General features: G+C 68.7%; 18 protein-coding genes. 1 reads left to right on the top strand and 17 read right to left on the bottom strand.

All coding sequences use genetic code 11. From position 1 onward, the window contains the following. Positions 1–112 precede the first annotated feature (112 nt). From FSV73_RS21310 to FSV73_RS21375, 14 genes are all read right to left on the bottom strand, one after another. Entirely contained in the window at positions 113–856 is a 744-nt protein-coding gene (locus FSV73_RS21310) for an ABC transporter ATP-binding protein (protein WP_145011137.1), read from the bottom strand. Positions 857–858: 2 nt separating this feature from the next. After that, positions 859–2181, bottom strand: coding sequence for an ABC transporter substrate-binding protein (locus FSV73_RS21315; protein ID WP_145011140.1), 1323 nt, complete (start codon positions 2179–2181; stop codon positions 859–861). A 59-nt stretch (positions 2182–2240) separates the two neighbouring features. After that, positions 2241–3287, bottom strand: coding sequence for a branched-chain amino acid ABC transporter permease (locus FSV73_RS21320; protein WP_145011143.1), 1047 nt, complete (start codon positions 3285–3287; stop codon positions 2241–2243). Positions 3288–3297: 10 nt separating this feature from the next. Then, complete coding sequence (locus FSV73_RS21325; RefSeq protein ID WP_145011146.1) at positions 3298–4179, bottom strand: branched-chain amino acid ABC transporter permease; 882 nt, start codon at positions 4177–4179, stop codon at positions 3298–3300. Between the two features lie 28 nt (positions 4180–4207). Further along, positions 4208–5008: an ABC transporter ATP-binding protein gene (locus tag FSV73_RS21330; protein ID WP_145011149.1), complete on the bottom strand. Its 801-nt coding sequence runs from the start codon at positions 5006–5008 to the stop codon at positions 4208–4210. A 3-nt stretch (positions 5009–5011) separates the two neighbouring features. Next, a complete protein-coding gene (gene sfnG / locus FSV73_RS21335) occupies positions 5012–6103 on the bottom strand; it encodes a dimethylsulfone monooxygenase SfnG (RefSeq protein ID WP_145011152.1) in 1092 nt (363 codons plus the stop codon). 225 nt (positions 6104–6328) lie between these two features. Next, on the bottom strand, positions 6329–7513 hold the full coding sequence (locus FSV73_RS21340; RefSeq protein WP_145011155.1) for an ABC transporter substrate-binding protein: 1185 nt from the start codon (positions 7511–7513) through the stop codon (positions 6329–6331). Beyond that, positions 7510–8499, bottom strand: coding sequence for a CobW family GTP-binding protein (locus tag FSV73_RS21345; protein ID WP_145011158.1), 990 nt, complete (start codon positions 8497–8499; stop codon positions 7510–7512). The genes FSV73_RS21340 and FSV73_RS21345 overlap by 4 nt, the downstream gene beginning before the upstream one ends. Continuing rightward, positions 8496–8795 (bottom strand): hypothetical protein, encoded by a 300-nt coding sequence (locus FSV73_RS21350; RefSeq protein ID WP_145011161.1) that lies wholly within the window; start codon positions 8793–8795, stop codon positions 8496–8498. Before FSV73_RS21350 ends, FSV73_RS21345 begins: the two co-directional genes overlap by 4 nt. A gap of 9 nt (positions 8796–8804) precedes the next feature. Further along, the gene (locus FSV73_RS21355) at positions 8805–9554 is read right to left on the bottom strand and encodes an SDR family NAD(P)-dependent oxidoreductase (protein ID WP_145011164.1); all 750 of its coding nucleotides are present in this window, start codon (positions 9552–9554) and stop codon (positions 8805–8807) included. Between the two features lie 10 nt (positions 9555–9564). Continuing rightward, entirely contained in the window at positions 9565–10335 is a 771-nt protein-coding gene (locus tag FSV73_RS21360; protein ID WP_145011166.1) for an SDR family NAD(P)-dependent oxidoreductase, read from the bottom strand. 11 nt (positions 10336–10346) lie between these two features. Further along, entirely contained in the window at positions 10347–11702 is a 1356-nt protein-coding gene (locus tag FSV73_RS21365) for an MFS transporter (RefSeq protein WP_145011169.1), read from the bottom strand. A 25-nt stretch (positions 11703–11727) separates the two neighbouring features. Continuing rightward, positions 11728–12609: a polysaccharide deacetylase family protein gene (locus tag FSV73_RS21370; RefSeq protein ID WP_145011172.1), complete on the bottom strand. Its 882-nt coding sequence runs from the start codon at positions 12607–12609 to the stop codon at positions 11728–11730. 69 nt (positions 12610–12678) lie between these two features. Continuing rightward, a complete protein-coding gene (locus FSV73_RS21375) occupies positions 12679–14034 on the bottom strand; it encodes an amidase family protein (RefSeq protein WP_145011175.1) in 1356 nt (451 codons plus the stop codon). Between the two features lie 284 nt (positions 14035–14318). Between FSV73_RS21375 and FSV73_RS21380 the strand changes: the two genes are divergently transcribed. Then, positions 14319–15332, top strand: coding sequence for a GntR family transcriptional regulator (locus tag FSV73_RS21380; RefSeq protein ID WP_145011178.1), 1014 nt, complete (start codon positions 14319–14321; stop codon positions 15330–15332). Here FSV73_RS21380 and FSV73_RS21385 read toward each other — a convergent pair. Genes FSV73_RS21385 through FSV73_RS21395 form a run of 3 tightly spaced genes read right to left on the bottom strand, consistent with a single transcriptional unit; the run spans position 15329 to position 17908 of the window. Then, entirely contained in the window at positions 15329–15982 is a 654-nt protein-coding gene (locus FSV73_RS21385; protein ID WP_145011181.1) for a methionine ABC transporter permease, read from the bottom strand. The genes FSV73_RS21380 and FSV73_RS21385 overlap by 4 nt on opposite strands. Beyond that, positions 15975–17069 carry a methionine ABC transporter ATP-binding protein gene (locus tag FSV73_RS21390; protein WP_145011184.1) on the bottom strand — a complete coding sequence of 365 codons (1095 nt, stop codon included), beginning with the start codon at positions 17067–17069 and terminating at the stop codon, positions 15975–15977. The genes FSV73_RS21385 and FSV73_RS21390 overlap by 8 nt, the downstream gene beginning before the upstream one ends. Next, positions 17066–17908, bottom strand: a complete 843-nt coding sequence (locus tag FSV73_RS21395) for a MetQ/NlpA family ABC transporter substrate-binding protein (protein ID WP_145011187.1) — start codon at positions 17906–17908, stop codon at positions 17066–17068. Before FSV73_RS21395 ends, FSV73_RS21390 begins: the two co-directional genes overlap by 4 nt. Positions 17909–17934 lie beyond the last annotated feature (26 nt).

Below are 17934 nucleotides of genomic sequence, written 5' to 3' on the forward strand. Positions count from 1 at the left end.
TCCGGCCGAGCGGACTTGAGGGACCCGGGCTCTGGAAGTGGTCATTCCGGGCGGTTATCGCCCGGAATGACCATCGGCACGGAGGCAGCGAACTCAGCGCCCCCATTCGCCTTCAGCCCACCCCCAGGTAAGCGGCCTGCACCGCCTCTCGCGACAGACTCTCGCCCGGCACGCCGGCCTGCACCACCTGGCCGCTTTCCAGCACATAGGCCTGGTGGGCAAAGTCCAGGGCGATGGCACTGTTCTGCTCGGCCATCAGTACGCTCAGGCCCTCTTCGCGATTCAAGCGGGCGACGCTTGCGAAGATCTCCTCAACGAGCAACGGCGCCAGGCCCATGGACGGCTCGTCCAGCAACAGCAGCCGCGGCCGCGCCATGAGCGCGCGGCCCAGGGCGATCATCTGCTGCTCGCCGCCCGAAGTCAGACCCGCCAGCTGCCGGCGCTTGGCGGCCAGGCGCGGAAACCAGGCGTAGATGCGCTCCAGCTCGGTGCGCTGCGCGCCGCGCCCCAGGCGCCGGACGAAGCCGCCACTGAGCAGGTTTTCCTCCACGCTCAGCCGGCCGAAGCAGTGGCGGCCTTCCAGCACCTGGACCAGTCCGGCACGCACCCGGGCATCCGGCGCCTGGCCGGCCAGATCCCTACCCTCATAGCGGATGGCGCCGCGGACCAGCTCGCCGCGACCGGCGCCGAGCAAGCCGGAGATGGCCTTGAGCGTGGTGCTCTTGCCCGCGCCATTGGCGCCCAGCAGGGCCACCACCTGCCCCTGCCGGACCTCCAGGCTGACCCCGCTGACGGCCAGGATGGCGCCGTCGTAGCGGACTTCGATGGCGTCGACCGCCAGCAGGGGGGTGGTCATCCTCAACTCTCCTTGCTGCAATCGCGCGGGGTGATGCCCTTTTCCTTGGCGTACTGCTTGGCCGAGGCCTCGATGATCGGCCGCAGGAAGGCACGGTCGGCCTGCACCCAGCCGCTCACCAGCTGCCACTTCTCGCCATCCCATTGCTGCATGCGGATGGCGCCACCGCCTTCATGGTCGGCGCAGGAGAGTTTGAGCGGCTGCACCAGCCCCTTGGCGCCCAGCGCCTGCAAGCGGGCGTCATCTAGGTTCAGGTGCTCGAAACCCCAGCGTACCTGCTCGCCGGTGAGGGGTTTGTCACCATACTTGGCCTGGGCCACGCGCAGCGCCTCGACGTTGAGGATGCCGTTGACCACCCCGAGGTTGTAGTAGACGGTGCCGAAGCGCTTGGGATCGGCCAGATCGCTCTGCCCCTTGGCCACCACGTCGCGCTCGATGCCCTGCAGCACCGGGAAGTCGGTCCCCGAGGGGTGGGTGGTGATGGCCAGGAAGCCCTTGGCCGCCGCCCCGGCCGGGCGGACGTCTTCCTCGGAGTTGCTCCAGATGTTGCCGATGATGTGGTCGACCGGATAGCCGACCTTCTGCGCGGTCTTGATCGCCACCGGATTCATCACGCCCCAGCCGCGCAGGATCACCCAGTCCGGCTTGAGCCGGCGGATGTTGAGCCACTGGGATTGCTGCTCGTTGCCCGGATGGGGCACCTCCAGCAGGGTCAGCTCGAAGCCATAGCGATCCGCCAGTTTCTGCAGCACCTCATTGGTCTCCTTGCCGTAGGGCGAGCCGTGGTAGAGGGTGACGATCTTCTTGCCCTTGAGGCTGTCGACCCCGCCGCCCTGCTGGGCGATCCAGTTGAGGATAGCCGAGACCTCCGAATAGGGATTGAGCTGCAGCGGGAAGACATAGGGGAAAACGCTGCCGTCGGTGGAATCGGTACGGCCGTGGTTGATGGTGATCAGCGGCAGGTGGTCGGCGGTGGAGCGCTCCAGGGTGGCATAGGCGATGCCCACCGACAGCGGATTGGTCGCCGCCGCGGGCGCGCCGTCATGGCCGTTCTTCAGGCGCTCGTAGCATTCCACGCCCTTCTCGACGATGTACTCGGTCTCGCACTCGCTCCACACCAGCTTGACGCCATTCACGCCGCCGTTGGCATTGACGTACTTCAGGTAGTCGATGAAACCGCCGAAGAAGCCGGTGCCGCCCGCCGCATAGGGACCGACGCGATAGCTCTGCAGCGGGAAATATTGCTCGCCCGCGGCCTGGGCGGGACCGAAGGTGGTGAGGCCCAGGGCCAGGACGAGGCTGCCGAGCAGATGACGTTTGAACATAGGGACTTTCCTTGTAGGGATGGAGCGCCAGCGGGCTTTCCCGCCGGCAGGGAATGAAGTCAGCGCCGGTACAGGCGTTGCCAGGCGCGGGTGGCGAGGCGGGCCAGGCCCTCGGGTTCCTTGATCAGCACCAGGATGATCAGGGCGCCGAAGACCATCTTTTGCAGGTTCTCCAACTGACCCGCGGCGATGAGATCGCCCGGCAACCAGCCGGCCAGGTTGGAGAGCAACAGCGGGAACAGCACGATGAAGGCCGCGCCGTAGAGGCTGCCAGCCAGGCTGCCCAGGCCGCCGAGAATGACGATGAAGAGAATCTGGAAGGAGCGACTCAGGTCGAAACCATTGGGCTCCACGGTACCCAGGTAGGTGAAGGCCCAGAGCGCCCCGGCGACGCCGAGGTAGAAGCCGCTGAAGGCGAAGGCCAACAGTTTGGCTCGCACCACCGAGAGGCCCATCACCGCGGCGGCCGTCTCGCGGTCGCGCACCGCCATCCAGGTGCGGCCCAGCTCGCCCTGCACCAGTCGCGCGGCCAAGGCGAACAGCACCAGCACCACGATCAGGGTGGCCAGATAGCGACCCAGCGGCCCGCCGAAGTCCTGGCCCAGCAGCACCAGCGGTGGCGCGCTGATGACCCCCGAGGCGTTGCCATGGGAGAACCAGTCGAAACGGGTCAGCGCCCAGAGGATGAAGAATTGTGCGGCCAGGCTGGAGACGATCAGGTAGAAGCCGCGAATCCTCAGGCTGGGCAGGCCGAACAGCAAGGAGACCAGGGCTGCCAGCAGGCCACCGGCGAACAGGCACAGGGGCAGGGGCAGCCCCAGGCGTACCTGCAGGTTGTAGGTGGCGAAGGCGCCCACCGCCATGAAGGCGGCCGAGCCCAGCGACAGCTGCCCGGCGTAGCCGGTGAGAAGATTCAATCCCAGCCCGGCCAGGGCCAGCACCAGGAAGGGAATCAGCAGAGCATTGAACAGGTAGTCGTTGCCGAGCCAGGGCAGCAGGCCGAAAGCCAGAGCCAGGAGGCCGGCCACTACCAGGCGTGCCGGCCGAATCGCAGGCGCACGGGGAGACAGCGGACGCGCAGCGAGCGCGTCGACGGAGGTGGTCATGGTGAATCCTCTAGACGCGCTCGACCGTGGGTTCGCCGAACAGGCCGACCGGTCGAATCAGCAGAAAGACCAGGGCGAAGGCATAGGGAAACCAGTTCTCGATGCCGCTGCCGATGAAGGGACCGAGATAGACCTCGGCGAGCTTTTCACTGGCCCCGATCAACAGCCCGCCGACGATGGCGCCGGTGATCGAGGAGAAGCCGCCGATGATCAGCACCGGCAGCGCCTTGAGCACGATCAGCGACAGCGAGAATTGCACGCCGAGCCGCGCGCCCCAGAGCAGTCCGGCCACCAGGCCGACACAGCCCGCCACCGCCCACACCAGCGCCCAGATCCGCGGCAGGCGGATGCCCACCGCCTGGGCCGCCAGCGGATCGTCGGCCACGGCGCGCAGCGAGATGCCCAGCCGCGTCCGTTCGAACAGCAGCGACAGGCCCACCACCAGGAGCGCCGCCACCGCGGCGGCGAACAGATCGAAGGACGACAGCAACAGGTCGCCCACTTCCAGCGGACTGTCCTCGATGCCGAGGTCGAGGCCGTGCACCTGGGCCCCCCACAGCGCCTGGGCGGCACCCTCGAGGAAATAGGCCAGCCCCAGGGTGGCCATGAACAGCACCAGCGGCGAGCGATTCACCAGCGGCCGCAGCACCGTGTGCTCCACTGCCACCGCCAGCAGCACCATGACGCCCGCCGTGATCAGCAGCGCCAGCCAACCAGGCAGGCCGCGCTCCACCAGGCTGACATAGGTCAGGGCGGCGAACAGCAGCATGGCGCCTTGAGCGAAATTGAACACGCCCGACGCCCGGTAGATGAGCACGAAGCCCAGCGCCACCAGGGCATACATCACCCCGGCGAGCAGGCCGCCGAGCAAGACTTCCAAGAAAAACGCCATGGTTTTCTCCCTGTGGCGTGCTTATTCCCTAGTGGCGAGTGCCCAGGTAGGCGGCTATCACCGCCGGGTCCTGCCGTACCACAGCGGGTGCGCCGTCGGCGATGAGGCGCCCGTAGTCCAGCACCACCACGTGATCCGCCAGTTGCATCACCACCTGGATGTCGTGCTCGATCAGCACCACGGTGACGCCGCGCTCGCGGTTGATGGCCTGGATGTAGCCGCTCAATTCCTGCTTCTCCCCGGCGTTCATCCCGGCCATGGGCTCGTCGAGCAACAGCAGGCGGGGCTCGGCCGCCAGCGCCCGGGCCAGTTCCACCCGCTTCTGCAAGCCATAGGGCAGGCTGCCCACGGGGGTCTCGCGCCAGGGGCCCAGGTGCAGGAAGTCCAGCGCCCACTCGGCCACCGCGCGCTGCGCCCGCTCTTCCGCTGGGCCCCGGCCCAGGGCGAAGACCTGTTCCGGCCAGGAGGCCCGGCGATGGCGCCCACGCCCGGTAAGTACGTTGTCCAGCACGCTCATGCCCTTGAACAGCGCCAGGTTCTGGAAGGTGCGAGCAACCCCGGCGTGGGCGGCAGCCTGGGGCCGACGCAAGGCCTTGGGGCTACCGGCCAGCCGCACCCTGCCCTGCTGGGGTCGGTAGAGTCCGTTGATCACATTGAGCAGCGAACTCTTGCCGGCGCCATTGGGCCCGATGAGGGCGCAGATCTCGCCCTCGCGGACCTGGAAGCTGACCCCGGTGAAGGCCGTGACCCCACCGAAAGCCAGCGCCAGGTCGCTGACCTCCAGCACTACCGGCGGTCGCGCGCTGGCCGTCGCCAGGCTCGCCCCCATGGCCTAGGCCGCCGCCTGCGCCGCGGCGCGGGCTTCCAGTTCGCGTACCAGCGGCAGTACCCGCTTGCCGAAGTACTCCACCTCCTCCTGGAAGTGCAGGAAGCCGGCCAGCACCAGGTCCACGCCCTCCGCCTTGAGCGCCACGATACGCTCGGCGATCTGCTCGGGGGTGCCGATCAGATTGGGCTTGAAGCCATCGTTGTACTGCACCAGGTCCTCGAAGCTGGAATTGGCCCAGTTGCCCTTGCCTTCCGGGCTGGCGGCACCGGCCTGGCGCGCGGCATCGCCAAAGGCCTTGACCGCCTCGGGATTGGCCTGGGCGACGATGTCCTGCAGCACCTCGCGCGCCTCGGCCTCGGTGTCGCGGGCGATGACGAAGGCGTTGACGCCGATCTTGACCTCGCGCCCCTCCGCCGCCGCCTTGGCGCGCAGGTCCTGCACCTGGGCGCGGATGTCCTCGCGGGTGCCGCCGTTGGTGAAGTACCAGTCCGAGACCCGCGCGGCCATGTCCCGCGCCGCCCGCGAACTACCGCCCTGGAAGATCTCCGGGTGCGGCTGCTGCAGCGGCTTGGGCTTCAGGGTGTAGTCGCGGAAGCGATAGAAGTCACCGGCGAAGGTGAAGTTGTCCTGGGTCCAGATGCCCTTGAGGGCGCGGATGAATTCCTCGGAGCGGCGATAGCGCTCGTCGTGCTCCAGCCAGGGTTCGCCGATGCCGTGGAATTCACCCTTGAACCAGCCGGACACCAGGTTGATGGCGATGCGGCCGTTGGTGAGCTGGTCGATGGTCGCCAGCTGCTTGGCCGCCAGCGCCGGATTCCACGGCCCGGGCAGGATGGCGGCGATCACCTTGAGCCGCTCGGTGGCGGCCAGCAGAGCATGGCTGAAGGCCACGGATTCGTGCTGGTACTCGGCGCCGTAGCCGGCGGTGAAGCGGATCTGCGTCAGGGCGTAGTCGAAGCCGGCCTGCTCGGCGAGCTGGGCCAGCTTGCGGTTGTAGTCGATACCCCAGTGGGTGCGCTGCTCGATGTTGCTGACGACCAGGCCGCCGCTGACGTTGGGGACCCAATAGGCGAATTTGACGGGATTCTGCGACATGCAAAGGTGCTCCGGGTTGGGCTCGCCGTACCGGCCGAGCGAAACTGTTACCCCGAGTGCCAATCAAGAACCGAACCAAGTCTGTAATTCTTTAAAAATCAATCAGTTGCATAAAAAAGCAAGACGATTTCAGCTGTGCCCTCAGCCACAGCTGTCCAACCGCTGTTGCCTGGGCAACAGCTCGCCAAAGCGTCTGCGCCGGGCTTCTCGCCCGGTGATACGGACTCAGGCCGCCGTGGTACGCAGGAATTCGCTCCAGCGCCTTACCAGGTAGTTGTGCTCGTCCATCACCGAATTCCAGACGCCGATATGTCCCATCCGCTCGGCGTAGGAGCCGCCCTCGCGGCGCTGCCCCACCTCGATCAACGGCAGGCCGTCACTGCCTAGCAGCTGTTCCCGGGCCGGCAGGCCGCCGTACCAGAAGTCCCACTCGGCGGCGCTCAGGTGGTCGCGCGCCCGCACCGGATTGGCGATGTAGAACCCCTGGCGGGCCATGACCGCGCCGGGCCAACCGGCCAGCCACCAGTTGAGGTAGGCATAGGCGGCATCGCGCACCCGCCCTTCGGCGCAGCGCGACAACGACAGACCACCGAACCAGGCGCGATAGCCTTCCCGCGGCACCGCCACCCGGTAGTCCACTCCGGCCCGATGCAGGGCCATGAGCATGGGTGACCAGAGACTCTGGATATCCACCCCGGCGGCCAGGGTCAGCTCGCCCGCGCTACGGTCATCGGACCAGAAGGCGGCGAAATGCCGATGCCGCTGGCGCTCCACCAGCAACTCGGCCAGGCGGTCGATCTCGTCCAGGCGCAGGTTGCCAATGTCGTCGAAACGCGCGAGGCCGGCGGCCTGGATCGCCAGGGCGGCATCCAGGGCACCAATGGCCGCGTCGCTCTGCAAGGCACTGTGGCCGCACCAGCCTTCGTCGATCAGCCAGGCCCAGCTTTCCTCCTCGCCGACCAGGCCGGCAGGCAGGCTCTCCGGGCGATAGGCGAAGCTGTCGGCGTTGTGGGTCAGCGGCAGCATGCTGATGCGCTCGCTGGGCTGGCCGCCCAAGCTGCCGTCGTGCTGCACATAGAGCCGGTCGCAGGGCCGGCAGCCTGGTGCCAGGCGATCCGTGGCATGCAGCCGGCCGCGCTTGGGCAGGTCGTTGATCTCCTCCCACAGGGCGAGGCGACGCGTGTCGATGGGCTGGATGGCCCGCGCCGGCCAGACGAAGTCGACGTTGTGGAACCACTGGTCGTAGAGGTCGTAGCTGCCCGGCTCCAGCACGGCGATGCGCTGGGCGGTCTGGACGTCGTGGATCTGGTAGACCAGGCGGATGCCCAGTTCCGCCTCCGCGCGCTGGCGGATGGGTTCGAGCAGGGTCACCGAGGTGCCCAGCACCCGCAGCGTCAGCGGCGTGCTCATGCCGCCCGCCCCAGGCCGCCCATGAAGGCGGCGAAGGAGCGCCGGAGCAGCGCGGTGTCCAGGTCGCGGACGATGAACACCAGCCGCGAGCGGCGGGCGCCGGCCGGCCAGGCCGGCAGGTGCACCGGCGGATGCAGGCTGTGCTGCACGCCATGGATGACGATGGGTTGGCTGGCGTCGATCACGTCGAGGATACCCTTGACTCGCAGGATGCGTTGCCCGTGGCATCTTAGCAGCATCGACAGCCACACCCCGAAGGCCATCCAGTCCAGTGGCCGGTCGAACTCCAGGCAGCAGACCTCGGCGCTGCCGTGGCGGCCCTCGGCGACGGCGGCGAACAGTCGCCAGCGACCGACCTCGGCGGCCGGATCGGCAGCGCGCAGTCCCTCGCCCAGCAGCAGGTCGTCACCACTGGCCACGCTGGCCGCCAGGGCGCGGCTGGCGGTGGGATTGAAGCGCGCCAGGTGGCAGTCGAGTGCTTCCAGGATGGCGGGGGTGACGCGGTCGGCCTTGCTCAGCAGCAGCCGGTCGGCGGCGGTGACCTGGTTGAGCCATTCCGCGTGCAGGCCTTCCTGCAAGGCGGCGTGCTCGGCGTCCACCACCGTCACCAGCAACCCCAGGTGGAAGCGTCCGCGCAGTTGCGGATCGAGGTTGAGGGTCGCGAGGATGGGGCCGGGATCGGCCAGCCCGGTGGTCTCCAGCAGCACCCGGCGGAAGGCCGGGATCTCGCCGCGGCTGCGACGGCCGTGCAGGGTCAGCAGCGCAGCCTTGAGATCGCCGCGCACCGAGCAGCAGACGCAGCCGCTGGGCAGCAGCACGGTATCGGGCGCCACCTCTTCCACCAGCAGGTGATCGATGCCCACCTCGCCGAATTCGTTGATCAGCAGCGCCGTCTCGCCCAGCGCCTCCTCGGCCAGCAAGCGCCGCAACAAAGTGGTCTTGCCGCTGCCGAGAAAGCCGGTGATGACGTTGACCGCTAGGCTCATGGCGCCGCCTCCAGTGGCGCCAGCACCCGCGGGTCCAGCGGATCGAGCGGACGCCCCAGCACCGTCTCGGCCTGGCGCCAGAGGTCGTCCAGCCCTTCGGCCAGGGCCTGGCGCCCGGTCGGTCCCTGGATCAGGTAGGAGGCGCCCTGGACGTCGCTCACCGTGAGCCGGAACGGCGCCACCACCCGGTTGATGGCGGCGACCCGGCGTAGCCGCTCGCGCCGCCGGGGCAGGTCGTCGGCCAACGGATCGCTCCAATGGAGATCCGGTCCGAGCAGGCCGCAGAGTCCGCACATGGTTACCTCCTAGGGCATGACGTCGCCGGAATTGGGGCCCAGGGTCTGGCCGACGAAGAGATTGCCACCCGGATCGCTGGCCAGCAGCAGCGCCACCGGCGCCACCTCTTCCGCCCGGCCGAAGCGGCCCAGCGGCAATTCGCGAGCCTTGGCCGCCTTCCAGTCAGCGCTGATGCCCTCCACCAGCGGCGTTTCGATAGGCCCGGGGGCGATGGCGTTGACCAGCACGTTGTCGCGCCCCACCTCCAGCGCCAGCGACTTGGTGAAGCCGATCACCCCGGCCTTGGCCGCGGCATAGTGGCAGAGCTCGGCGCCGCCCTTGATGCCGAGCTGGGAGGCGACATTGATGATGCGTCCCCAGCGCTGCGCCTGCATGAACGGCAAGGCGCGCTGGCTGGCGAGGAAGACGCTGGTGAGGTCGACGCGCAGCATGTCGTTCCACTGCGTCAGGGTCAGGTCGACGCAGGGCGCCTGGGTCAGCATCCCGGCGTTGTTGACCAGGATGTCGATGCCGCCATGGGCCGCCACGCAGGCGTCCACCCCGGCCCAGGCGCCTTCCGGCTGGCCGACGTCGGCGACGGTCTCGATCACCGCGGCCCCCAGGGCGCGACATTCCGCGACGATTCGCGCCAGCCGCGCGGCGTCGCGGTCGGCAAGTACCAGGCGGGCTCCCGCCCCGGCATAGGCGCGGGCGATGGCGGCGCCGATGCCGCTGGCGGCACCGGTCACCAGGGCGCGGCGGTCGGTCAGCTCGAACATGTTCTGCTCCTCAGTCCGGCCAACGGACGGTGAGGCCGCCGTCGACGATCAGGCTCTGCCCGGTGATGTAGCTGGCCTCGGCGCTGGTCAGGAAACGCACCAGCGCCGCCACCTCCGCGGGGCGGCCGACGCGCCCCAGCGGAATGCCGCGGGCGGCCTTGGCCAGGCCTTCCGGACCCAGTGAATGCTTCGCATCCAGCGACTGCGGCGTCTCGATCAGGCCGGGGATCACCGCATTGCAGCGGATGCCGCGCGGCGCCAGTTCGACGGCGACCGAGCGGCAGAGGCCCGGCACCCCGGCCTTGGCCGCGGCGTAGTGGGCGTGGTCCTGCCAGCCGTAGACGCCGCCGGCGATGGAGGAAATGGCCACCAGCGCGCCACCCTCCCCCAGGTGCCGGGCGGCGGCGCGAAAGGTGCGCATCACCCCGGTGAGGTCGACGTCGAGCATCTCGTGCCAGCGCGCGTCGCTCATCTCCAGCAGCGGCGCGGCGCGCAGCAGACCGGCATTGGCCACCGCGTAGTCGAGCCGGCCGAAGTGCGCCAGGGCGGCATCGGCCAGGGCATCCACCGAGGCGCTGTCGCTGACATCCAGGGGTTCGAGCAGGCAGTCGCCACCCACGGCGGCGACCAGCCGGCGCGTCTCGTCGGGATCGTGGGGGTCGCCAGGATAGTAGCCGCCGACCACCCGCACCCCCTGCTGGGCATAGGCGACGGCCAGAGCCTGGCCGATGCCACTGGCGGCACCGGTGATCAAGGCGACGGGGGAAGTCTGAGCGTTCATCGGGACTCCGGTCATTTCAGGCTGGTGGGTTCGACGTGGCGGGCGGCCCACATCACCAGGCCGGAAAGAAAGCACGGCAAGGCACCGAACCAGAGCGCGGCGCTGTGCCACTGGCCGCCGCTGCCGAGCACGCTGGTGATGCCGAGGCCGGCGAGGATGGCGCCGATCGGCCCCATGGCATGGACGATGGCGCCGCCGGTGGCGCGAATGCTGGTGGGAAAGCTTTCGCCCATGAAGAACAGCAGCGCCGAATAGGGACCGGTGAGAAAGAACAGGCCGAGGCTGTAGAGCGCCACCACCGGCACCAGCTGGCTGGGCGCCTGCAGCATGGCGAAGAAGGCCAGGCCGCCGCACATCCAGCCGAGGGCCACGGTGTTGCGCCGACCGATGCGGTCGCCCAGCCAGCCATGGAACAGGTAGCCGATGAAGCCGACCGCGTTGGACAGCACCAGGATCCACAGCGAATTCTCGAAGCTGAGCTTGTGCACGCTGACGATCACCGAGGTCCCCAGCACGCTGAACACTTGGATCGCCGACCAGTTCAGCAACAGCGCCAGGCTCAGCACCAGGGTCGGGCGTAGCGCCTGGCCCTGGAAGGCCATGGCCACGCCGGCCTTGGCGTGTTCTTCGTAGTCCACCCCGTACTGGCGCGCCAGCCCGCGGGCTTCCTGTTCTTCGCCGGCCTGGCGCAGCCGCTGGAGGCGAGCGTGCACCTGGAACTGCGGACTCTCCTTGAGCTTGCGCGCCAGCACGGCGATGACGAAGGCCGGCACGGCGGCGAACACGAAGCAGCCCTGCCAGCCGATGTGCGGCAGCAGCAAGGCGGTGAGGCCGGCGGCGATCAGAGCACCGATGGGCCAGCCACTCTGCACCAGGCTGTAGACGAAGCCCCGCCGGCGCACCAGCCGCGGATCGTCGGAGGCGGCATAGACCTCGGTCAGGTAGGTGGCGTTGACCCCCTCCTCCGCATAGCCCAGGCCGGCCACCGAGCGCACCAGCACCAGCGGCACCTTGCCCATGCCGGCGCAGAGCGCGGTAAGGGCCGAGCACAGGGCGGTGCCACCGATGGTGACGATGATGCCGCCACGGCGGCCGATGCGATCCACCAGCGGGCCGATGGCGAAGGCGATCAGGGCCCCGCCCAGCGCCACCCAGGTGGCGAGTTGCGCCTGCTCGGCCTCGCTCCAGTTGAAATGGCCACCCATCACCGGCAGCAGGGTGCCGAACAGGATGAAGTCGTAGACGGCGAACACCCAGGCGAAGAAGGCGATCCAGGTGGCGTAGCGGACATCGCCGGAAGACAGCGGTTGCGGCTTCCAGGCAGCGGTGGTTTCGGTGTGGAGCGTAGGGGCGGCAGGGAGGGTCATGGTCCTGTACCTTCGGTGGGGGCGCTTAGCGCTGGCGCGGCTGGCGCCGCAGGAAGTCGTCGGCGATCTCGTCCATGGTGGCGAAGCGCACCCCGGCGTGACCGCGGATGTGCTCGATCAGGCGCTCGAGCATCAGCAGCACCTGCGGCCGCCCCGAGACGTCGGGGTGGATGGTGATGGGGAAGACGGCGTAGTCCATTTCGCGGTAGACCCAGTCGAACTGGTCACGCCACATCTCTTCCAGATGGCGCGGATTGACGAAGCCGTGGCTGTTGGGCGCCTTCTTGATGAACATCATCGGCGGCAGGTCGTCGAGGTACCAGTTGGCCGGGATTTCCACCAGGTCGGTCTCCTGGCCACGCACCAGCGGCTTCATCCAGCTCTCGGGCTGCTGGCTGTAGTCGATCTTGGTCCAGTTGTCGCCGACCCTCACGTAGTAGGGACTGAAGTCGTTGTGCATCAGGCTGTGGTCGTACTTGATGCCCTTCTTCAGCAGCAGCTCGTTGGTCACCCGGCTGAACTCCCACCAGGGCGCCACGTAACCGGTGGGTCGCTTGCCGGCCAGGGCGGTGATCAATTCGATGGAGCGATCCAGCACCGCCTCCTCCTGCTCGGGAGTCATGGCGATGGGATTCTCGTGGCTGTAGCCATGGATGCCGATCTCGTGGCCGGCCGCGGCGACCGCCTGCATCTGCTCGGGAAAGGTCTCCACCGAGTGGCCGGGGATGAACCAGGTGGTCTTGAGCCCGTAGCGCTCGAACAGCTTGAGCAGCCGCGGCGCGCCGACCTCGCCGGCGAACAGGCCGCGCGAGATGTCGTCGGGCGAATCCTCGCCGCCGTAGGATCCGAGCCAGCCCGCCACCGCGTCGACGTCGACGCCGATGGAGACGAAGATTTCTTTGGCCATCGTTACAACCTCCAGTACCCGGAAGAACAGACGGCGGTGGCGGGGCCGGGCCCCCGCCACCGCGGAACGTCAGGCGTCGAGCAGGGCTTCCACCACGCTGGCGGTATCGAGCAGGCGTTCGTCCGCCACGGCCGGAGCCACCAGCAGCAGGCCGGTGGGCAAGCCCTGGTCAGCGCGGCCGCTGGGCAGGGACACCCCGGGCGCACCGAGCAGGCTGCCGGCCATGGTCAGGCGCAGCAGTTCCAGGTTGGTGGCGGCGAAGAGCTCAGCGTCGGCTGCCAGCGGCGCCAGTGGCGGCGCCACCCGGCTCACGGTGGGCACCAGCAGCACGGCGTCGGCGAATTCCACGGCGAAGCGCACGCGCAACTCATCCCGGCGTTGCCGCAGACCCGCAGCCCGCTCGGGCGACAGGCCGCGGCTCCGCTCCAGACGATGGCGCACCCGCGGGTCCAGCCGTACCGCCAGGGGACTGTCGAGCAGCCCGCGATGCAGCTCAAAGGCTTCCTGGGCGCCTGGCCAGCCCTCTTCGGCGAGAACATCCAGGGCCTCGGCGAAGACCGTACGGGTGCGGCGCTCCACCGTCACCCCGGCGTTGGCCAGGCGCTCGGCGGCGGCCAGCAGATTGGCCCGCACGGCCGGCTCCACCCGAGGGTCTTCCAGCACGCTCAGGTCCAGCACCAGGCGCACGGCGCTCGCCGCCGGCAGGGGACGCTCGGCGCCGCCCACCAGCAACCGATCCAGCAGCCGTACATCGCGCAGACTGCGCGCCAGCGGGCCAGGGACGTCATAGGAAGCGGCCAGCGGAAAGATGCCGGCAGCCGGATAGCGGCCCAGGCTGGGGCGATAGCCGACCAGGCCGTTGAGCGCGGCCGGCAGGCGTACCGAGCCGGCGGTGTCGGTGCCCAGCGCCAGAGGCACGATGCCCGCGGCGACGGCCACCGCCGAGCCCGACGAAGAGCCCCCGGGAATGCGCACTTCGCCGCGCACGCACGGATTGGCGGGCGTGCCGAAGTGAGGATTGAGACCCACGCCCGAATAGGCGAACTCGCTAAGATTGAGCTTGCCCAGGCTGACCAGGCCGGCCTGGCCCAGGCGCTGCACCAGCTCGGCATCGCGCTCGGCCGGCGGCGCGAAACGCCGCAGCTCGGCGCCACAGGTGGTGACCTCACCCTGCAGATCGAACAAGTCCTTCCAGGCCAGGGGTACCCCGTCCAGCGGCGACCAAGGGGTGCCGGACCGCCAGCGCTCCCGCGCGGCCAGGGCCTCGGCGCGACCCCGTTCCGCCGTCAGGGTGATGAATACCGCCGCAGACGCCTGGGCGCGCGCCAGGCACGCCTCGAACACCGTCAAGGGATCGAGGGTACCGGCGGCATAGGCCTCCCCGAGACCAACCGCATCCAGTGCCAGGGCTTGGGATGGTGCCACGACCCCTCCTTAAACGTATATTTTATAAATAGATACGTTTAACAGAGCAGGCTTTGTGCCAGTTTCGCGGCGATAACTGAAAAGCGCGCGCGGCTTGGCACTTCCAGGCACCCCGCGCAGCCAAAAGCCCTGAAAGTAAAAATGTACTTAAATTAAATAGATCCATTTTTGTGCAAAGAAGTAACGCCCGCCCCGTTACCGTGCGCGGGGCCTGCCAGCCCGGTAACGCGCGAAAGCCCGCTGGCCTGTGCCACAATTCTCATCTCCCCCTCGGAAGGCCCCTGATGTCGGCAGAAGTCCCCGCCCCCACCGATGACAGCCGTACCGCCGCGCGCTACGTGATGATCCGCAGCACCCTGCGCGAAGCCATCCTGGCGGGGCGGGCGGCGCCGGGGCTGGTGCTGGTGGAAGCGCCCCTGGCCCAGTTGTTCGGTACCAGCCGGGTGCCGGTACGCCAGGCGTTGACGCTGCTGCAGGATGAGGGCCTGATCCGCCGCTTCGAGGGCCGTGGCTATCTGATCGATCCGGCCGGTACCGCGGGCGAACCCCAGCGGCAACCGCTGACCCGGCAATTGCTGGGGCTGGACGACGAGGAGGCGCTGATCGACACCCGTTCCCTGGGTGAGCGGGTCGGCGACGAGATCGCCGCCTGCGTCAGCCATGCCATGCTCTTCGGCCATTTCCGCCTGGACGAGCAGCAGGCGGCCGACCACCTGGGGGTCAGCCGCAGCGTGGTGCGCGAAGCCCTGATGCGCCTGCGCGATCGCGGCCTGGTGGAAAAGGAGCCCTATGGGCAGTGGCTGGCCGGCCCCCTCACCGCCCAGGCCATCCGCGACGACTACGAGATCCGCGCGCTGCTGGAACCCGAGGCGCTGCTGCAGACCGCACCCGGGCTGCCGCGCGCGGAGCTGCTGGCCATGCTCGAACGCCTGGAGGCGCTGGCCGGCCAGCCGGCGCCCTCTTCCTGGGCCGCCGTGGAGCGGATCGAGGCGGACCTGCACGGCCGCTGCCTGTCCGGTCTGCGCAACCGCAAGCTGGCCCAGCTGATCACCCACAGCCAGAGCCCGCTGAACGTGTCGCGCATCTTCCACCAGTCGCTCGGTACGCCACTGGACGAGGCGGTCCTGGTGGAGCACCGCCTGGTGCTGGAGTCCCTGCTGGTGGGCAGCCCCGAGTCGGCCGCCAGCCAGTTGCGCAATCACCTGCTGCGCGGCCGTGACCGCACCCTGCAACGGCTCAAGGTGCTGTCGGTGCTCGCCGACCCGGAACTGCCGCCCTATCTCACGCGCCTGAGCTAGCGCGCCCGCAGGTGCCGCACGTAGCGGTCGCCGATGAACTGGATGCCACACACCAGCACCACCAGGATGGCGATCACCACGGCCATCACCTGGGTGTCGTAGCGCTGGTAACCGTAGCGGATCGCCAGGTCGCCCAGGCCGCCGGCACCGATGGCACCGGCCATGGCCGAGGCGCCGATCATGGCCACCAGGGTCACGGTGAAACCGCCGATGATCCCCGGCAACGCCTCGGGCAGCAGCACGTTGAAGACGATGTGGCGGCGCTCGCAACCCAGTGCCTGGGCCGCTTCGATCACGCCGCCGCCGACTTCGCGCAGACTGACCTCGGCGATGCGGGCGAAGAACGGCGTGGCGCTGAGGGTGATGGGTACCACCGCCGCCCAGACGCCGATGGTGGTGCCGGTGATCAGCCGCGTCAGCGGGATCAGCGCCACCAGCAGGATGATGAAGGGCGTGGCGCGAAAGGCGTTGATCACCGTGCCCAGCACCCGGTTGAGGGTGGGTGCTGCGAAGATGGCGCCGCGCCCGGTGGTGACCAGCACCACCGCCAGGGCGATGCCGGCGAACCAGACGATGGCCGCCGATACGCTGACCATGGTCAGCGTATCAAGGAAGGCCTTCCACAGCGCCTTGAGCATGAACTCAGACATAGCCCAGCACCTCCGCACGGGCGAACAGCCCGCCCTGGGTGAGGAAGGCGGCCAGCCGCCGCTCGGGCGCCGTGGTGGCCACCAGCAGGCGGCCCAGCGCATGGCCCTGGATCCGGTCGATGCCGCCATGCAGCAGCTCCACCGGCGCGCCGAGGGCCTGGCCCAGCGCCTGGAAGTCGGGTTCCACACCCTGGCCGTCGTAGTGGAGTTCCAGCACCGCCCGGGCACCTGGTTGCCGGGTGGTGCCGAGCTGCCGGGCGAGGTCCGCCGGCAACTGGGCGGCCAGCGAGGCCAGCAGCGCCTGGGTGGCTTCGGCCTGGGGCGCACCGAACAGCTGCCACACCGGCCCCTGCTCGACGATGCGCCCATGCTCCAGCACCACCACCCGGTCACAGATCTGGCGGATCACCGCCATCTCGTGGGTGATGAGGACGATGGTCAGCCCCAGGCGACGATTGATGTCCTGCAACAGCGCCAGGATCGACTGGGTAGTCTCCGGATCCAGCGCCGAGGTCGCCTCGTCGCAGAGCAGGATCTCGGGTTTCAGCATCAGGGCGCGGGCGATGCCCACCCGCTGCTTCTGGCCGCCCGACAGCCGCGAGGGATAGACCCGCTCCTTGCCTTGCAGACCCACCAGCTCCAGCAGTTCCCGGGCACGCGCCTCGATCTCGTCACGGCGAAACCCGGCCGCCTTGAGCGGCAGGGCCAGGTTCTCCAGTACCGTCTGGGAAGCCAGCAGGTTGAAGTGCTGGAAGATCATGCCGATGCGACGGCGCAGCGCGACGAGCTGACTGCCTCCCAGGGTGCCGATGTCGACGCCGTCGATCAGCACCTGGCCGGCGCTGACGTCCTCCAGGCGATTGAGGGTGCGGATCAGGCTGGACTTGCCGGCGCCGCTGCGGCCGATGATGCCGAAGATCTCGCCGCGGGCGATGCTGAGGTCGATGTCCGCCAGCGCGGTGACCGGCAACGCGCCGCCGGTGTAGACCTTCTGCACGCCGCTCAGGCGCAGGTGCTCCCGGGCGGCGATGGCCTGGGGTTCGACCGGCGTGTGTGGCTCCCGGGTTTTCAGCAAGGCGTTGCTCATCGGGCGGCCTCCTGGCGGTTCAGCCAGGCCAGGCTGTAGAGCTGCGGATTGCCATAGGCCTTGGCGATGGCCTCACGCACCCGCGGGTCATTCTGGAACACCTGGATGAAGGCGAGGATCGCCGGATCCTTGGCCTTGGCCGGCTGGGTCACGAACCTCAGGGCATAGAGGTGACCATTGGCCTCGTCATCGCTGAACAGCAGGGCACTGTTGGGATCCGTGGTGCCGGCGGCGAGGATGTGCGAGGGATAGCTCTGCGCCAGGGTCACATCATCCAGGACCCGCGCCAGTTGCGGACCGGGCAGCTCGATGAATTTCAGGTGCTTGGGATTGGCGACGATGTCCTGCAGGCTGGCCTTGGGCCCGGTATCGGGCTTGAGCTGGATCAGGCCGGCGCGGGCATAGAGGTGCAGTCCGCGGCCCTGGTTGACCGGATCGTCGGCCACCGCCACGGTGGCGCCGTCCGGTACCTCGGCGAAGCTCTTCACCCGCTTGGAATAGAGGCCGACCTTGTTCTCCACGCCATAGGCGATGGGCACCAGGCCATAGCCATTCTGGGCGTTGGCATTCTCCAGGAACGGCTGGTGCTGGAAGTAGTTGACGTCGATGTCGCCGTGGGCGAGCGCCAGGTTCGGGGTGTTCCAGTCGCTGAAGGCGACGATTTCCACCTCCACGCCCTGTTCCCGGGCCACTTCGGCGGCGCGCTCAAGGGCGGCGTTCTGGGGGCTGTCGTTGATGCCCAGGCGGATCTTCTGCAACTCGGCGGCCTGGGCGGTCAGCGCCAGGGTGGCGGTCGCCAGCACCAGCGCCAGGCACTGGACAATCGGGGGAATAGCCATGGAGACCTCGAGGTGTCGAGGGCTCG

The sequence above is a fragment of the Pseudomonas oryzihabitans genome (assembly GCF_007665395.1).
GTDB classification, from domain to species: Bacteria; Pseudomonadota; Gammaproteobacteria; order Pseudomonadales; family Pseudomonadaceae; genus Chryseomonas; species Chryseomonas psychrotolerans_C.

Excerpts from the sequence above, each read along its gene's own strand:
- FSV73_RS21310 (WP_145011137.1), bottom strand. The coding sequence starts at position 856 with ATGACCACCCCCCTGCTGGCGGTCGACGCCATCGAAGTCCGCTACGAC.
- FSV73_RS21315 (WP_145011140.1), bottom strand. The coding sequence starts at position 2,181 with ATGTTCAAACGTCATCTGCTCGGCAGCCTCGTCCTGGCCCTGGGCCTC.
- FSV73_RS21320 (WP_145011143.1), bottom strand. The coding sequence starts at position 3,287 with ATGACCACCTCCGTCGACGCGCTCGCTGCGCGTCCGCTGTCTCCCCGT.
- FSV73_RS21325 (WP_145011146.1), bottom strand. The coding sequence starts at position 4,179 with ATGGCGTTTTTCTTGGAAGTCTTGCTCGGCGGCCTGCTCGCCGGGGTG.
- FSV73_RS21330 (WP_145011149.1), bottom strand. The coding sequence starts at position 5,008 with ATGGGGGCGAGCCTGGCGACGGCCAGCGCGCGACCGCCGGTAGTGCTG.
- sfnG (WP_145011152.1), bottom strand. The coding sequence starts at position 6,103 with ATGTCGCAGAATCCCGTCAAATTCGCCTATTGGGTCCCCAACGTCAGC.
- FSV73_RS21340 (WP_145011155.1), bottom strand. The coding sequence starts at position 7,513 with ATGAGCACGCCGCTGACGCTGCGGGTGCTGGGCACCTCGGTGACCCTG.
- FSV73_RS21345 (WP_145011158.1), bottom strand. The coding sequence starts at position 8,499 with ATGAGCCTAGCGGTCAACGTCATCACCGGCTTTCTCGGCAGCGGCAAG.
- FSV73_RS21350 (WP_145011161.1), bottom strand. The coding sequence starts at position 8,795 with ATGTGCGGACTCTGCGGCCTGCTCGGACCGGATCTCCATTGGAGCGAT.
- FSV73_RS21355 (WP_145011164.1), bottom strand. The coding sequence starts at position 9,554 with ATGTTCGAGCTGACCGACCGCCGCGCCCTGGTGACCGGTGCCGCCAGC.
- FSV73_RS21360 (WP_145011166.1), bottom strand. The coding sequence starts at position 10,335 with ATGAACGCTCAGACTTCCCCCGTCGCCTTGATCACCGGTGCCGCCAGT.
- FSV73_RS21365 (WP_145011169.1), bottom strand. The coding sequence starts at position 11,702 with ATGACCCTCCCTGCCGCCCCTACGCTCCACACCGAAACCACCGCTGCC.
- FSV73_RS21370 (WP_145011172.1), bottom strand. The coding sequence starts at position 12,609 with ATGGCCAAAGAAATCTTCGTCTCCATCGGCGTCGACGTCGACGCGGTG.
- FSV73_RS21380 (WP_145011178.1), top strand. The coding sequence starts at position 14,319 with ATGTCGGCAGAAGTCCCCGCCCCCACCGATGACAGCCGTACCGCCGCG.
- FSV73_RS21385 (WP_145011181.1), bottom strand. The coding sequence starts at position 15,982 with ATGTCTGAGTTCATGCTCAAGGCGCTGTGGAAGGCCTTCCTTGATACG.
- FSV73_RS21390 (WP_145011184.1), bottom strand. The coding sequence starts at position 17,069 with ATGAGCAACGCCTTGCTGAAAACCCGGGAGCCACACACGCCGGTCGAA.
- FSV73_RS21395 (WP_145011187.1), bottom strand. The coding sequence starts at position 17,908 with ATGGCTATTCCCCCGATTGTCCAGTGCCTGGCGCTGGTGCTGGCGACC.